The following is a 14,912-nucleotide window of genomic DNA, read 5'->3' as shown; positions in this document are numbered from 1 at the left end:
GGCCCGGCAGAGGGCGCCGGTGGCGGGCCGGGGCCGGGCTCAGGAGCTCAGGGAGAGTACCTGGCCGGGGAAGAGCAGGTCGGGGTCGTCGCCGACGGTGTCGCGGTTGAGGTCATGGAGGGCCGGCCATCCGCCGGGGAAACCCAGTTCCTGGGCGACGCCGCTGAGGGTGTCCCCCTCCTCCACCGTCCAGGTGTCCGAGGCTCCCGTGTGCGGGACGGTGGTGTGCGGGCGGGCCTGCACCGGCCGGTGGGCGCGAGCGTCGACACCGTGGTGGGCGGCGGGACGGCCGGCGTCCCGGGCCGCCCGGGCGCCGCACGCCGGCCACGGGGCCAGGCCCCGCCGCGCGGCGAGGTGCTCGGCCACCGCGATCTGCTGTTCCCTCGTCGCCTGGTCCGCGCGCGGTGCGTAGGCGAGCCCACCGTTGGCACGCCAGGTCGCCGCGTCGAACTGAAGGCCTCCGTAGTAGCCGTTGCCGGTGTTGATGCCCCACCGTCCGCCGCTCTCACACCGGGCCAGGGCGTCCCAGTCCGTGCCCGCCTTCACCCCCGTCGGCGCTCCGACGGCGGGCGGCGCCCCCGGCCCTCCGAACACCGTGGCGAACACGAGCAGAGGAAGAAGGACGACGAACAGACGGCGCAGCATCGCGGGGACGAACGGCATGGAAGCTCCACAGCTCGGGGACAAGAGCACAGGCGCCGAAGCACCCGGACCTCCTCCGTTCCCCCGGGGCCGCCCCTCCCAGCCGCCGGAACCACGTATCCCCCCGGGCGGCGGCCGGACGCCACTCCAACGCCGGGCAGCGGGTACGGCCGCCGAGCACGCCCGCCGGCCCGGGCCGGCCGTCGCAGGCACGCAGCTGCTCCACCGGACAGCCGCCTGCACCACCGTCATCACCCCGGCCGGGAAGGCGATGGCCGACCTCGGCCACCACGTAGCCGGATCCGCGCGCCCGTGACCCCCGATCAGGTGACCGCCCGGTCCGGCCGGTCACCGGCCGGGCCGGCTGAGGGTCCTCCGGACGGCCTCGTCGAGACCGGCGGAGACGGGCACTGGGGCGTGGCTTCGGCGCTGTTCGGCGGCTCTGAAGCAAGAGGGGTGCACGGAGCGTCACCTGCTCGCCGCCCACCCGCGGGAGTCCTCGGGCGCCGGGCCACTCCACCCGCCCGCGCCGCCCGGCCCCCGACCGGAAGCCGCCATGAGACCACGCCCGCCGCCCCGTGCGCCCCCGCAACACCTCGCACGCTCACCCGGACGAACCCGCTGCGCCTGTGCCCGGTACCGGAGGCATCCGGTACCGGGCACAGGGTTTCAGTTGTTCAGCGGGTCATCAGGTCACGGGACCGGCCGGATCAGAGGCGGAACGGGTTGCCTCCCTTCGCGGCGGCGACGTACCAGGCGGTGGCGCCGGTGTGGAGGGCGGAGTAGTACAGGTCGTCCTTGCCCTGCCCGGTCTGGAGGCCGTCGTGGGAGGCCGCGACGATGCCCGTGCCGTCGGTGTTCTCGGCGTGGTTCTGGGCCCTCTGCAGCGTGGCGATCAGCTCCGCGGCCTTCTCCGCGTCCCCCGGCGCCTTGCGCGTCTGGTAGACGGCCAGCAGGTGCGCGGTGCCCTCGAACCAGACGCCGGAGACGTCGGCGGTGCCGAAGCTGATGCCCTTGAACATCTTCTGGCCGGTGGCGGGGTCGACCGGGCCGTCGGTGGCGGCCATGCGGCCCGCGGCCCAGTCGGAGGTGCGGCTGTAGGCCGGGTCCAGGGTGGCGAGGTAGGCCCAGACCTGGACGTCCGCGGGGACGGAGTCCTCGTTGAGGCTGACCCCGTCCAGGCCGGTGCCGGTCCACAGGTGGTTGCTGTCGGCGCTGACCATGCTCTTGACGAAGGCGAACGCCCTGTCCGCGCGGTCCTTCCACACCTGGTCGCCGGTCTGCTGGTTGAGCATGGTGAAGAAGGCGCCGACGTCGATGTTGTGCTCGGTGGCCTTCCACGTCCGCTTGACCATGCCACTGCCGTTCTCCAGCGGGGAGGTGTCGGCGAAGCCGCCGGTGTAGCCCCCGGCGCCGCGGTCGTCGGCGGAGTTGGTTTGGATCCAGTTGGCCGCCCGCAGCGCGCCGTTGAGGTACCGGGAGTCGCCGGTGGCCTTGTACAGCTGGCAGAACGCCATGCCGGCCCAGGCCATGTTCCCGGTGTACACCGACCAGCCGCCGATGTACGGCGTGCCGACGGGGTAGTCCCGGCCGAGGGTGGTGATGAACGGGTTCGGCAGGTAGGACGCCCGGATCCGGCCGTCGTTCACCGGATCGTGGTCCTGGGCGTACAGCAGGCTGTCGCCCAGGGTCCTGGCGCGGGCGACGCCGTCGCCGCCCTGCGTGAGGAACGCGTAGACGACGAGGGCGTTGTCGTAGGTGAACGAGGACTGGTAGCCGTCCGGCCCGAAGGTGGCGCCGGGGCCGAAGTGGCCGCCCATGTAGCTCGACGGCACGCCCAGCTTCGCCCGCTGCGCGGGGACCACCGGCAGCGGCAGCCCGGTGATCGGGTCCACCGGCGGCGGGGTGTGGTCCACGTCGATGACGGAACCGGTGCGGTCCTGGGCGGCGGCGAGGAACGCGGCGGCCCGGTTCACCGAGTCGTTCAGGTAGTTCGGGTCGGTGGTGACCGTCTGCAGGGAGGGCGTCGCGGACCCGGCCGAGGAGCGGCACGCGAACTCGCGTCCGCCGGTGCTCATCTGGACGCTCGCCTGGCTCAGGCAGCTGCTCATCGCCTTCTGGCCGAAGGCGTTCGGGTGGATGGCCTCCTGCCGATCACCCTGGCCGCCCCACGGGAGCACGGTCGGGACCCACCGCGACCACTCGGCCTTCTCCGCCGGCAGCGGGTTGGCGAGGGTGTTGCCGTTCACGGCCTGCGAGGTGCCGTAGCGGCACAGCTCGTGCCCGTTGATGGCGTCCTGCAGGTCGAGGGAGAACGCGTCCGCGCGCCGGGCGGCGCTCTTCAGCATCGTGGCGATGGACGGGATGACCGTGTCCCGGGCCCAGGTGGCGTCCTCGTTGTAGAAGGGGCAACCGCCGTCGTTCTGGCGCTCGTACCCCTCGCCCGGGTACCGGAACTGCCTGGTGTCGGTGGCGGTGTTGCCCCGGGCGAGCGGGGCCGGGTAGGACTGGGACACCAGGCGGTAGCCCTTGCGGTCGTAGCCCTGGTTGCCCATGGTGGTGTGGACGGCGTTCAGCGTGGCCACCACCTTGTCCTCGACAGCGGGGAGCCTGGCCGCGAACTCGTCCTTCATCCCCGGCGCGCAGTGCGCCCTGCCGAGCATGAAGGCGGACGCGCACGCGGTCACGACCCCCGAGAAGTCGAGGTCGTTCCCCCCGATGGACAGGGCCACCAGCCGGACGTTGTAGTTCTGCGCCAGGGTCTGCAACTGCTGGATCTGCGGGGCCTCGCCCTTGAACGTGCTCTGGAGCACGTTGTCCGTGACCGCCCCGGAGCAGGCCAGGTTGAACCGGCGCTCCGGCGGGATGTTCTCGACCACGGCTCCGGCGATCTCCGACACGTCGGAGCGGTCGCACCTGTTGCCGCCCTCGTAGCTCGTCGACCCGTAGACCTTCGTCAGGTCGTGCCGGCAGCCGGTCTCGTTGGCGTTGCAGTCGACCGACGAGCGGTCCGTGCCGAAGGCCGAGCCCTTGTCCTGGCCGTTGCCGTTGCCGGCCCAGCGGCCGGCCTCGCCGGACATGTAGCTGTCACCCATCGACACGATGGCCAGCGGCTTCTGCTGCACCGTCCAGTACACGGTGGCGTTGTTGCCGACGCCGCCCTCGCGGGTGATCTTGAACGCGGAGCGGTCGCTGCCCGCCTCGTCGTAGGAGTTGGCGCCCGCGTACGGGTTGTCCCAGTGCAGCTTGACCTGGCGGTTGTCGTTGCTCGGGGTCAGGCAACTCGCCGTGGTGTACCGGACGGACGCCTCCGTGCCGGTCAGGATGCCGTTGCTCTCGGACGCCCAGGCCGCGCTCTGGTCCCGCCCGATCTGCGCCGGGGCCGCGTACGTCCAGATGCCGTGCGGCAGGTCCCGCTGCTCCAGGACCAGGTTGCAGCCGGTGCGGTTCTGCAGGCTCACACTGGTGCTGCGCGCCGCGTTCGAGCTCGGCGGCGCGCACGGGGTGCTGCTCGCGCCGAAGTTGCCGCAGGACGCGAGGGGGCCCTTGACCTGCACCGCGGAGCGGCCGGAGCACACGCCGGGGACGGCGGCGGCCGTCAGCAGCGGGTCGGGCGAGTTGGTGACCATGTAGTCGTACTTATGGGCCGGGGCTGGGGTGGTGCAGTCGTAGGTGTTGCCCTGGCCGGCCACGATGCGGGCACCCGCCGGGGTCGGGCTCCAGGTCGGCTCCTGCTCGAAGCCGCCCAGGACGGCCCACTGCGCGCCGTCGGCCTTCGCCGCCGCCTGCTCGACCAGGCCCGGCCCGTCGGTGCCGCCGGGCGCGGTGGTGCGGAGGCTGTAGAAGACGGCGCGCCGGCCGTTGGCATTGGTGAGGTCGGCCCCCAGGACGGCCCGGAAGTTGCTCAGGTTGCCGTCCTGCGGCAGCGAGATGACGCTGGTGGCCGGAACGCGGGTCACCAGCGCGACCGCCCGGTCGCGGCCCTGGGTGGTCAGCTTGTAGACGTGCAGCGGCTGGGTGCCGCTCGGGTTCCAGTCGTAGTGCAGCGTGCGCAGGAGGCCCGGCTGTCCGTTCTCGTCCGTGTAGGGCTGCGAGGACAGCACCTTCTCGCTCGCGGCGTACCCCCGGTAGGGGGCGTCCGGCACCTCCTGGAGCGCCACGACGTCGTTGTCGGCGGCCAGGTTGGCGACCTGGGTGGCCCACCGCTCGTCGGAGTTGCCGAACCCGAGGCCGAAGGTCGCGGCCTTGAAGTCGTTCACGGCAGGGACGGCGGGGGTGTCGGCCGCCGCCGAGGGCTGCGCGGTGGACACGGCGGCCAGTCCGGTGAGCAGGGATACGGCAAGGGGGACGGTCAGAAGTCGTATTCGCTGTACGAACGTTCTTCTCATCTGAGTCCTGTTCCATCTCAACGGTCGAAACACGGGGCGTGGTTCAACCGGAGGAACGTGACCTGGCCAAGATGTGGTTCAAGTGGCCTGCCAGCATGGTGAAATGACGTCTCATCACATACCAGAGACGACGTGCGAGCGACTCGGGGAATCCATACGATTTCGGCGAAGTATTCATGAACGATGGCCTCGGGACCCCGGGGACGAGGTAGCGGCAGCCCGGCAGCACCCTGGTCCTGCATCAGAGCCTCGGTACGGGCGCCGGCCACCAGCCCGTCGATCGCCCGCCGCGGAGCAGCCCGACGGGAGCCTCGTACAGGAATTCCTGGAGCAGCAGCGCGGAGGTGTGCAGCCGGTCGAGACGTCGTTCGACTCCGCGGACGCCGGCTCCGCCGCCTTTGAGCAGACAGGTGACTGCTTCCGTGGCCGGGCGTGCCCCTATTCCTGGTGGGCCGCCGTCGCGGGGGTGCCCTCGATGAGGTCGCGCAGTTGGGAACGGGCGGTGATGCCCAGTCTGGGGAAGCTGCGGTAGAGGTGCGAGCTGACCGTGCGCGGGGAGAGGAAGAGCTTCTCGCCGATCTCACGGTTGGTCAGCCCGCGGGCAGCAAGCCGGACGATCTGCTGCTGTTGCGGGGAGAGTTCGGCGAGCGCGTCGGGGGCCGCGTCCGTGACGTCGAGGCCGGCGGCGCGCGATTCGGCCCGGGCCCGCTCGATCCACGGGCGCGCGCCCAGGCGACGGAAGGTCTCCAGGGCCTCGGTGAGCGGCCCCCGCGCCTCTGCGACGCGCCGACGGCGCCGCAGCCACTCGGCGAGGTCGAGCAGGGTCTGTGCGCGTTCGAAGGGCCAGTACTCCAGTACCGGATCCGCCAGAGCCGCCCGGAAGTGCGGTTCGGCGGCCGCGGGGTCCGCCAGCAGGCCACGGGCTCGGCTGATCAGCGCACGCAGACGAGGCGAAGCGTTGTCCGCCAGCGCGGACGCCGAGCGCTCGACGATCGCGACAGCCTCCTCATGGCGGCCGCAGCGCACAGCGGCGGCCGCCAGATCCGCGACGGCCGGGTAGGCGGCGTGGTAGTGCACGGGCGCGCCGTCGGCCGTGAAGACCATGCGGAGTTGGTCGTACGCGGTCTCGTAGGCGCCTTCCGCGGCTGCCGCGGCACCGAGCGCACGACGGGCATAGACGGAGACTGAGCGGCTTTCCAGCGGATCGATGAGAGCGAGCGCTTCCTCGGCCCGGGTCCGGGCCGAGGAAGCATCGCCCTGGAAGGCCAGCACGGTGGCGTCCACGGCAGCCGCACAGGCCACGGCGTGGTCGAGGCCGGCCGCCCGGCCGACCGCGGTGGTGCGGGTGCAGGCCTCACGGGCCTGTTCCCACCTGCCTCGCTCCACGTAGGCCCAGGCGACCGCGCCGCCCAACCCCTCGGGCAGCGCTCCCTGCAGCTCCCAGCGGTCGAAGGCCTCGTCGAAGGCGCGGACGGCCTGTGGGGTCTCATCCAGGAGCCACGCCATGATCCCGACGGTGGTGAGCCGCTCCGGCCGGGCTTCCGCCTCGGTGGCCAACCGCGGCAGCGCAGAGACGAGTCGGGCCCGGTCGTCGAAGGGGTCCGAGACGGCACCCACCCAGGTGCGCAAGCCTGCCTGCGAGGCGTTCTCGGGAATGCGCCGCAGGAGGTCCTGGATGCGGTGGCGCTGGGTTTCCTCTCCGGAGTAGAAGCGGACCACGGCGGCGCCGGCCACGAGGTCCAGCGCGGCGGCGGGCTGGGAGGCCGCCAACTCCTCGGCAGCGCCGGCCAGTCGGGAGAAGACCATCGTGTGGCGTCCGGTCAAGACCGCCAGCCGTCCGGCTTGCACAGCGGCGGAGGCCAGCAGGGTTGCGTCATCCGTGCGCGCGTGTGCCGCGGCGACCAGTTCCTCGACCCAGGCGATGTCTCCCGTGAACACGGCCGCCGCGGCGGCTTCGACCAGCAGCTGGGCGCTGTCCTCGCGCCGCGGTGCGAGTTCCGCGGCGCGCTGCAGGGCCTGGGCCGCCGCTGCATGGCCGCCGCGGCGGCGGGCCCGGTCGGCGGTCCGCTCCAGTTCCGCCGACACGGCCGCGTCCGGGTGCGGGCTGGCGGCGGCCAGGTGCCAGGCGCGCCGGTCCGGTTCGTCCCGCAGCAGTTCGGCGAGCGCGAGGTGTGCCTCGCGCTGGGCAGCCAGGGACGCGGCGTGATACACGGCGGACCGGACCAGTGGGTGGCGGAACCGGACGTCCCGGCCGATCCGCCGGACCAGCCCGGCCTGCTCGGCCGGCAGCCAGGCCGCGTCCTCGGCGCGCGGCAGTCCCGCCGAGGCGGCGATCGCTGAGTCGGCGCTGTCCATGGCGGCCAGGAGCAGCAGGGCCCGCGTGGTGGAGGCGGGGAGGCCGCTCAGGCGGGCGGCGAAGATCCGCTCCAGGCGATCGGTGAGCGGAAGCGGACCTGCGGACGGCAGCCCCGCAGCCGTGTCGTGTGCCGACGCCGTCCTCGTCAGTTCCACCAGCGCCAGCGGGTTGCCGCCTGCCTGGTCGAGGATCCGCGACCTGGTGTGGCCGGCGGGGCTCTTCGGCTGCAGGTCCAGCAGCTGATTGGCCGCAGCGTTGTCGAGCGGCCCCAGGGTGAGCATCGGCACGTGACGGTCGAGTCCCCGAAGGTGATCGCCGTCACGGGCCCCGATCAGCATCGTGACCGGTTCACCGTCCAACCGTCTGGCAGCGAAGGACAGCGCATCCAGGGAAGCACGATCGAACCACTGCACATCGTCCAGCACCACGAGCACGGGACGGCGGTCGCCCAGGCCGGACAGCAGGCTCAGGACGGCTACCCCGACCAGCATGAGACCGGGTCCCGACGTGGCCGACCCCTCGCCGAACGCGTCCTGCATCGCAGCGCGCTGCCTCCCCGGCAGTCTGTCCACCTCGGCCGGCACCGGCCGCAGCAACTGATGCAGTGCGGAGAAGGCCAGGCTCGACTCCGACTCGCTCCCCTCGGCACGCAGGATGCGAGCACCGCCGGCTTCAGCCCGGCGCACCGCGTGCTCCAGCAGCACGCTCTTCCCCGTGCCCACGTCACCGACCAGCATCAGCACCGGATCGGCCGACACGGAGTCCACCGCACGAAAGAGGCGTGCCGATTCCGCGTCCCGGCCGACGATCAGCGCCCCCGGATCCGGCTCCGGTCCCACGACCGCACCGCGGCCGCCAGCGTGCTCGTCCACGGAGTCTCCCGGAATTGCGGCTTTCGACCGGGGTGGCCTTGCCCGGCCCGTCCAGGATACAAGCGGCCGGGCCCGGTGCCCGGGCCATGCGCGCAGGTGCAGTCACGTTACGGATACCGCGCGCGCCCAGGCCGCTCGTACGGTTCCAGGAAAACCTCCGCATTCCCAAGGACGCCTCATGGAACAAATCACGCTAGGCGACGTCTCCATCACCCGGGTATGGGAGTACTTCGGCTCCGTCGAAATGACGCCCGACACCTTCTTCCCGGAAAGCCCGAAGCACGTGTGGGACGACGGCGCGCCCTGGCTGACCCCGCATTTCCTGGATTCCGAGACCAATATCGTGAATTCCGCGATCCAGACCTGGCTGCTGCGCAGCGGAGGCAAGACCATCCTCGTCGACACCGGCGTGGGCAACCACAAGGACCGCCCGTACGCGCCGGTCTGGAACCGCCTCGAAACAGGCTTCCTGGCCAATCTCGCGCGCGTCGGCGTCGCACCCGAGGACGTGGACATCGTGATCAACACCCATCTCCACATCGATCACGTCGGCTGGAACACGTACCTGGACGGCCGGCGGTGGGTGCCCACCTTCCCCAACGCCACCTACCTGATGCCGAAGGACGACTTCGACTTCTGGAACCCCGAGAACGGCCACAAGCCGCTGCTGGGCCGCGGCAACCAGAACGTCTTCGAGGACAGCGTGGCCCCGGTGCACCAGGCCGGCCGGACGTTGCTGTGGGAGAACAGCCACCAGATCGACGCCGGCCTCCGCCTGGACGCGGCTCCCGGACACACCCCCGGATCCTCCGTACTGACCCTCACCTCGGGGACGGACCGCGCCGTGTTCGTCGGCGACATGCTGCACAGCCCCGTGCAGATCATCGAGCCCGACTCCAACAGCTGCTTCTGCGAGGACCCCGCGGGCGCCCGCGCCACCCGCCGCAAGGTGCTGGGCTGGGCGGCCGACAACAACGCACTCGTGATCCCCGCGCACCTGGGCGGCCACGGTGCCGCCGAAGTGGCACGAGAGGGGGACAAGTTCGCCATCACGGGCTGGGCCCCCTTCGCCCCGTACACCGAGCACGCCTGAGTCCTGCGGAAGGACGACGAGACATGAGCCACCACCCCGAGCCCGTCGTGACCACGGCGCAGGGAGCCGTCCGCGGCCTGCGCCAGGGCGACACCGCCGCTTTCCTGAACATCCCCTACGCCGCCCCGCCCCGCGGCGCCGGCCGGTTCCAGCCGCCGCAGCCGCACGAGCCGTGGGACGGCGTACGGGACGCCACCGTGCCGGGGCCCAACGCGCCGCAGTCGGAACGCCGGCTCGGCAGCGTGGACATGTCCCCCTACTTCGGCACCGGTTGGCATCGCGGCGAGGACTACCTCACCGCCAATGTCTGGACGCCCGCCGCCGCGACCGGCGACCTGCCCGTCATGGTGTTCGTCCACGGCGGCGGATTCGTCGCCGGATCGACGCGGTCCGCGCTGTACGACGGCTCGGCCTTCGCCCGCGACGGCGTCGTCCTCGTCACCCTCAACTACCGGCTCGGCATCGCCGGGTTCCTCGACATCCCCGGCGCGCCAGCCAACCGCGGCCTGCTGGACGTCGTCGCCGCGCTGCGCTGGGTGCGGGAGAACATCGCGGCCTTCGGCGGTGACCCGCACAACGTCACCCTCTTCGGCCAGTCGGCCGGGGCCACCATCGTCGGCGGCGTCCTCGCCGCACCGCAAGCCGCTGGCCTCTTCCACCGGGCGATCGTCCAGAGCGGCAGCGGCCTGGGGGCGTTCACCACCGAGCAGGCCGCCCGCGTCACCAGGGCAGCAGCCGAGGCCCTGGGCATCGAGCCCCAGGTCGACGCCTTCGCAGACATCTCCGACGACCGCTTGGTCGAGGCCGGCTCCCGGCTCGCGGGCATCGACCTGCAGACCGAGACGCACCACGACCCGCTGATCGGACTCAGCCCCTTCAGCCTGGTCCTCGACACGCAGCCCGCCGAGTCCGTCGCCGCCGGCCTCAGCAGCGCCATCCACTTGCTCATCGGGACCAACACCGAAGAGGGAAACCTCTACCTGGTCCCGGTGGGCAAGTACGCCACCTCGACCACCGGTGACGTCGACGATGCGGCGGCGCGCGCACACCCGGAACCGGCACGACTCGTCGAGACGTACCGGAAGGCACGCCCCGAGGCGTCTTTCGGCGAGCTGCGCTCCGCCCTCATGGGCGACGCGCTGTTCGGCGCGGGTAGCTGGGCCTTGGCCGACGCGCATGCCGCCCACCTCGAATCCGCCACCTACGCCTACGAGTTCGCCTGGCGCTCCCACGCCTTGGACGGAGAGCTCGGCGCCACCCACGCGGTCGAGCTGCCCTTCGTCTTCGATGCCGCCCACCTTCCGCAACTGCACGGATCCGCCGCACTGCTCGGCCCTGACGAGCCCCCTGCGGATCTCGCCGCCCGTATGCACGAGACATGGGTCCGGTTCGCCAGGACCGGCAACCCCGGCTGGGACGCGTACGACGACGAGCGCCGGGCCACGATGCGCATCGACGCCGAGTGGACCCAGGTCGACGACCCCCGTAGCCAGGAGCGACAGGCCTGGCGCTGACCCTCCGGCCACCGTTCCCAAGGACACACCATGACCAGAACCGTCATCACCACCGGGAACGCACCCGCCCTCGCAGCCCCGCTGTCCCAAGGCATCCGCAAGGGCCCCGTCCTGCAGGTCTCCGGGCTGCTGCTGCCGGCAGCGCGCCTTGGCCGTCGTGCGCCTCGTCATGGGTGCGGCCCGTGGCTTGTCGTCTGGTCCGTTTACCTGATCCCTGAAGGGAACCGCTGGCGCATCGACCAGCACAACACGGCACTGAACACCGGCCGGGCGAACCCGACCGACCGGTGCCGGGTCTGCCACTGGGATGTCTGTCCGGGGCGCGTTCCGGCGCCGTCCAGCCCGCACCTGCTCTCCCTGTGGAGGGACAACGACCTGCACCGGCGGCAGTCCGACCAGCGTGCTGCCCGTGGACGGAGGAAGCCGGGGTGGCCGCCGTCCGGGTCGTCGGGTGCTGCCGGCCGCCCCGGTGCTGGCTCCGCCGTTGGGTTCCACCCGGCTCGCCTTCCGGCCGTTGCTGCGCTGCGTCGTCCTGGGGCCGGTCTGCCGCTCGCCCTGGCGGCGAGTTCGCACGGGAGCGGTCCCCTTCCCGAAGGGGGCCGGCCGATGCGTCTCACCTTCACCGCGGCCGGCCGCGGTGCGGTGCCGGTCTTCGCACGGCCAGCCTGAGGCGGGGATCACGAACCCGACCGCTTGCAAGTGATCTTGACTGGCGCGCTTGTATCCGTCGTCACTAGGGTTGACGCATGGAAGAGTTGCCAGAGGGTGTGGACCGCGATGTCCTGGACCGCTACATCCTGGATCGCCGCATCGGCCCGGCGCTTCGGACGATCAGGGAGGCGTCCGGCTGCACGCTCCACGAGGCGCTCAGGGTCTTCTGCGCGCGATACGAAGAACTCCGCCGTGACCGGCCGGACGAATTCAAGCTGAGCCGTGAGGAGTACGCCCACGAGGTCTACACCTGATCCGCGGCCTCCTTGACGGCCCCACCGCGACGGTGTCGGTGCGCCGGGCGCTCCGGTGTCCGGCCCGCCTCGGCGCCGTCGTCCTGCTGCTGCCGTCCGGGGTCGTGCCGTCCGAGGACCGCTGCTGTTGCGGTCCGGCCGCCGTGTCCGCCTTCGTTGCCGGTCCGGACGGTCGCCCCGGGGGTTGCGTCGGGGCAGCCCCGCGCTGGCTGTGAGGGCGCAGGTCCGCGGCCGGGGACAACCCGTTCGGCGCGGGGCCGACTTCTTCCGTCCGGCGGGGTCGCCGGCGGGAGGAAGCACTCCCGGGTGTCCCGTACCGACCGTGGTCGGTGGTGGGCGCCCGCGGCAGCAGCCCTCCGCCTGACAACCGGTGGGGCCCTCGACCTGCGGAGATGAGCAGAGCCCCTGTTTTCGTGCGCCAATGTCAACGATCAGACAGTTCCACGTGGCCTTCGACTGCGCGGAGCCTGTGCGCCTCGCCGCCTTCTGGTGCGAGGTGCTGGGGTACGTCATGCCGGCGGTCCCGGAGGGCTTCGCCACGTGGGAGGAGTGCTTCCGCTCGCTGCCGCCCGAGGATGCGATCTACTTGGCGTGCACTGATCCCTCGGGTGTGGCCCCGCGCCTGCTCTTCCAGCGAGTCCCCGAGGGCAAGGTCGTCAAGAACCGGGTGCATCGTGATGTGCGGGCCGGCGCAGGGCTCGTGGGTGACGAGCGCCTGGCCACGCTCGAGGCCGAATGCGCGCGGCTGATGGCGCTCGGCGCGAAACACGTGCTGACGCAGCGCGCCGATGGCGTCAACGAGTCGTGCATCGCCATGCAGGACATCGAGGGCAACGGGTTCTGCCTCGCCTGATCTCCCTCCGAGACTGCGAGGCGGGGAGCCTTCTCCCGGGAGCCTTCTTCCCGGAGAACGCCGCGAGCCCCACCCTGCACGCCCGCGGCGGCTTCCGGGTCGCCGGCACCCGCGAACGCGTCGCCCGCCACCACGGCCGCCGGCGCGACACCGTCCTGATCGAACGACGCAGCGCCGCCGTCGGGTGAGCACCGGGCGCCGGAAGCGGTGGACGAGCGCTGGGGCACGGGGGAGCACGGACGGGTCCGCCCCTGCTGGGGCGGACCCGTCCGTGGTGCGGGAGGTCAGACAGCCCGGTCGGTGCGGAACTTCCCGCGCCAGGCGAGGGAGACGTACACCAGGGCGATCAGGACCGGGACCTCGATGAGGGGGCCGACGACGCCGGACAGGGCCTGGCCGGAGGTGACGCCGAAGGTGGCGATGGCGACCGCGATGGCGAGTTCGAAGTTGTTGCCGGCGGCGGTGAAGGCGAGGGTGGCGGTGCGGTCGTAGCCGAGGCCGATGGCCTTGCCGAGCGCGAAGGTGCCGAACCACATGATGGCGAAGTAGGCGAGCAGCGGCAGGGCGATGCGGGCGACGTCCAGCGGCTGGGAGGTGATCCTCTTCCCCTGGAGGGCGAAGAGGACCACGATCGTGAACAGCAGCCCGTACAAGGCCCACGGGCCGATCTTCGGCAGCAGCTTCGTCTCGTAGCGTTCGCGGCCGAGCTTCGTCTCGCCGAGGCGGCGGGTGAGGAAGCCCGCGACGAGGGGCACGCCGAGGAAGACGACGACGTTGAGGGCGATCTTCCACATGGGGACGTCGAGGTGCTCGCCCTTGCCGAGGCCGAGCCAGCCGGGCAGCAGGTCGAGGTAGAACCAGCCGAGGACGCCGAACATGACGACCTGGAAGACGGAGTTCAGGGCGACGAGGACGGCGGCGGCCTCGCGGTCGCCGCAGGCGAGGTCGTTCCAGATGATCACCATGGCGATGCAGCGGGCGAGGCCCACGATGATCAGGCCGGTGCGGTACTCGGGCAGGTCGGGCAGGAAGGTCCAGGCGAGCGCGAACATGACGGCCGGGCCGACGATCCAGTTGATGACCAGCGAGGAGGCCATGAGCCTGCGGTCGCCGGTGACGGTGTCGAGGCGGTCGTAGCGGACCTTCGCGAGCACCGGGTACATCATGACCAGCAGGCCGAGCGCGATCGGCAGCGAGATCCCGCCGACCTCCACCTCGGCGAGGGCGTCGTTCAGTCCCGGGACCAGGCGGCCAAGGCCGAGACCGGCGGCCATCGCGGCGAGGATCCACACGGCGAGGTAGCGGTCGCCGAAGGACAGCTTCCCGGCGACCGGGGCGCCCTGGTCGGCTCCGGTGTCCGGCGCGGAGGCGCGGGACATCAGCAGGACCTCCTGGCGCCGGCGTTGGCACGGGCGGTGGCGGCGAGGTCGGCGAACCCGGTGGACAGAGCATCCAGCACCTCCGGCTTGAGCCGGTAGTACGTGAAGCGCCCGCAGGGCTCGGTGTCCACCACGCCCGCCTCCCGCAGCACCTTGAGGTGGTTGGAGAGGTTGGTCTGGCGGGCGCCGGTCTCCTCCACCAGGTGCGTGGTGCACAGGGTCTCGCGGGCCAGCAGCGTCACGATCCGGAGCCGGAGGGGATCGGACAGCACGCGCATCAAATCAGTGTCGACTGACATCACCATGGGCTGATACTTTCACGTCGGCCGGAGCCGACACCAGCGGCAGCTGATGGGAAGCGCCCCGGCCGGGATGCCCGAACCGAACGAAGGACCGCTCACCGATGACCGCCGCGCCGCTCGCCGCCGTGCTGTTCGTCTGCGTCCACAACGCAGGCCGCTCCCAGATGGCCGCCGGCTTCCTCACTCACCTCGCCGGCGACCGCGTCGAGGTCCGCTCCGCCGGCTCCCTCCCGGCCGGCCAGGTCAACCCGGCCGCCGTCGCCGCCATGGCCGAACTCGGCATCGACATCTCCGACCAGCAGCCGAGGATCCTCACCACCGAGGCCGTCCAGTCCTCCGACTACGTCATCACCATGGGCTGCGGCGACGCCTGCCCCTACTTCCCCGGCAAGAAGTACCTCGACTGGAAGCTGGACGACCCGGCAGGGCAAGGCATCGAGGCCGTCCGCCCCATCCGCGACGCCATCAAGGCGCTGATCGAGGACCTGGTCGAGGAGATCGACGCCAGCGCCGGCCGGGAGAGGTGACGCCGCGACCAAGGTTCTCCA

At 71.7% G+C, this 14,912-nt stretch carries 11 protein-coding genes; 6 read left to right on the top strand and 5 right to left on the bottom strand.

The window, feature by feature from the left end; genetic code table 11:
- Positions 1-39 precede the first annotated feature (39 nt).
- From ACH5AR_RS20050 to ACH5AR_RS20040, 3 genes are all read right to left on the bottom strand, one after another.
- Positions 40-663 (bottom strand): transglycosylase family protein, encoded by a 624-nt coding sequence (locus ACH5AR_RS20050; RefSeq protein WP_396302777.1) that lies wholly within the window; start codon positions 661-663, stop codon positions 40-42.
- A gap of 689 nt (positions 664-1,352) precedes the next feature.
- Positions 1,353-5,030 carry a hypothetical protein gene (locus tag ACH5AR_RS20045; RefSeq protein ID WP_396302776.1) on the bottom strand — a complete coding sequence of 1,226 codons (3,678 nt, stop codon included), beginning with the start codon at positions 5,028-5,030 and terminating at the stop codon, positions 1,353-1,355.
- 438 nt (positions 5,031-5,468) lie between these two features.
- Positions 5,469-8,258, bottom strand: coding sequence for an AAA family ATPase (locus tag ACH5AR_RS20040; RefSeq protein ID WP_396302775.1), 2,790 nt, complete (start codon positions 8,256-8,258; stop codon positions 5,469-5,471).
- 178 nt (positions 8,259-8,436) lie between these two features.
- On the opposite strand from ACH5AR_RS20040, the gene ACH5AR_RS20035 reads away from it, so the two are divergent.
- The 5 genes from ACH5AR_RS20035 (at position 8,437) to ACH5AR_RS20015 (ending at position 12,683) form a co-directional block, all read left to right on the top strand.
- Positions 8,437-9,351, top strand: coding sequence for an MBL fold metallo-hydrolase (locus ACH5AR_RS20035; RefSeq protein ID WP_396302774.1), 915 nt, complete (start codon positions 8,437-8,439; stop codon positions 9,349-9,351).
- Between the two features lie 23 nt (positions 9,352-9,374).
- A complete protein-coding gene (locus tag ACH5AR_RS20030; RefSeq protein ID WP_396302773.1) occupies positions 9,375-10,865 on the top strand; it encodes a carboxylesterase/lipase family protein in 1,491 nt (496 codons plus the stop codon).
- 30 nt (positions 10,866-10,895) lie between these two features.
- On the top strand, positions 10,896-11,534 hold the full coding sequence (locus ACH5AR_RS20025) for a DUF6083 domain-containing protein (RefSeq protein ID WP_396302772.1): 639 nt from the start codon (positions 10,896-10,898) through the stop codon (positions 11,532-11,534).
- Positions 11,535-11,611: 77 nt separating this feature from the next.
- Positions 11,612-11,830 (top strand): hypothetical protein, encoded by a 219-nt coding sequence (locus tag ACH5AR_RS20020; protein WP_396302771.1) that lies wholly within the window; start codon positions 11,612-11,614, stop codon positions 11,828-11,830.
- 421 nt (positions 11,831-12,251) lie between these two features.
- Positions 12,252-12,683: a VOC family protein gene (locus tag ACH5AR_RS20015; RefSeq protein WP_396302770.1), complete on the top strand. Its 432-nt coding sequence runs from the start codon at positions 12,252-12,254 to the stop codon at positions 12,681-12,683.
- A gap of 284 nt (positions 12,684-12,967) precedes the next feature.
- On the opposite strand, the gene arsB is transcribed toward ACH5AR_RS20015, so the two are convergent.
- Both arsB and ACH5AR_RS20005 read right to left on the bottom strand, forming a co-directional pair.
- Positions 12,968-14,062 (bottom strand): ACR3 family arsenite efflux transporter, encoded by a 1,095-nt coding sequence (arsB, locus tag ACH5AR_RS20010; RefSeq protein WP_396302769.1) that lies wholly within the window; start codon positions 14,060-14,062, stop codon positions 12,968-12,970.
- On the bottom strand, positions 14,062-14,367 hold the full coding sequence (locus tag ACH5AR_RS20005; RefSeq protein WP_396302768.1) for an ArsR/SmtB family transcription factor: 306 nt from the start codon (positions 14,365-14,367) through the stop codon (positions 14,062-14,064). Before ACH5AR_RS20005 ends, arsB begins: the two co-directional genes overlap by 1 nt.
- Positions 14,368-14,465: 98 nt before the next feature.
- On the opposite strand from ACH5AR_RS20005, the gene ACH5AR_RS20000 reads away from it, so the two are divergent.
- Entirely contained in the window at positions 14,466-14,891 is a 426-nt protein-coding gene (locus ACH5AR_RS20000; protein ID WP_396302767.1) for an arsenate reductase ArsC, read from the top strand.
- The last annotated feature ends 21 nt before the right edge of the window (positions 14,892-14,912 follow it).

It is taken from the genome of Kitasatospora sp. NPDC018619 (genome assembly GCF_044391605.1).
In the GTDB taxonomy this organism is placed as follows: domain Bacteria; phylum Actinomycetota; class Actinomycetes; order Streptomycetales; family Streptomycetaceae; genus Kitasatospora.
The sequence above is the reverse complement of the archived record's forward strand: the minus strand, read 5'-3'. Positions and strand labels throughout refer to the sequence as shown.

Bases quoted from the DNA above. Each gene is read 5' to 3' on its own strand.
- ACH5AR_RS20050 (WP_396302777.1), bottom strand. From the start codon at position 663: ATGCCGTTCGTCCCCGCGATGCTGCGCCGTCTGTTCGTCGTCCTTCTT.
- ACH5AR_RS20045 (WP_396302776.1), bottom strand. From the start codon at position 5,030: ATGAGAAGAACGTTCGTACAGCGAATACGACTTCTGACCGTCCCCCTT.
- ACH5AR_RS20035 (WP_396302774.1), top strand. From the start codon at position 8,437: ATGGAACAAATCACGCTAGGCGACGTCTCCATCACCCGGGTATGGGAG.
- ACH5AR_RS20030 (WP_396302773.1), top strand. From the start codon at position 9,375: ATGAGCCACCACCCCGAGCCCGTCGTGACCACGGCGCAGGGAGCCGTC.
- ACH5AR_RS20025 (WP_396302772.1), top strand. From the start codon at position 10,896: ATGACCAGAACCGTCATCACCACCGGGAACGCACCCGCCCTCGCAGCC.
- ACH5AR_RS20020 (WP_396302771.1), top strand. From the start codon at position 11,612: ATGGAAGAGTTGCCAGAGGGTGTGGACCGCGATGTCCTGGACCGCTAC.
- ACH5AR_RS20015 (WP_396302770.1), top strand. From the start codon at position 12,252: ATGTCAACGATCAGACAGTTCCACGTGGCCTTCGACTGCGCGGAGCCT.
- arsB (WP_396302769.1), bottom strand. From the start codon at position 14,062: ATGTCCCGCGCCTCCGCGCCGGACACCGGAGCCGACCAGGGCGCCCCG.
- ACH5AR_RS20005 (WP_396302768.1), bottom strand. From the start codon at position 14,367: ATGGTGATGTCAGTCGACACTGATTTGATGCGCGTGCTGTCCGATCCC.
- ACH5AR_RS20000 (WP_396302767.1), top strand. From the start codon at position 14,466: ATGACCGCCGCGCCGCTCGCCGCCGTGCTGTTCGTCTGCGTCCACAAC.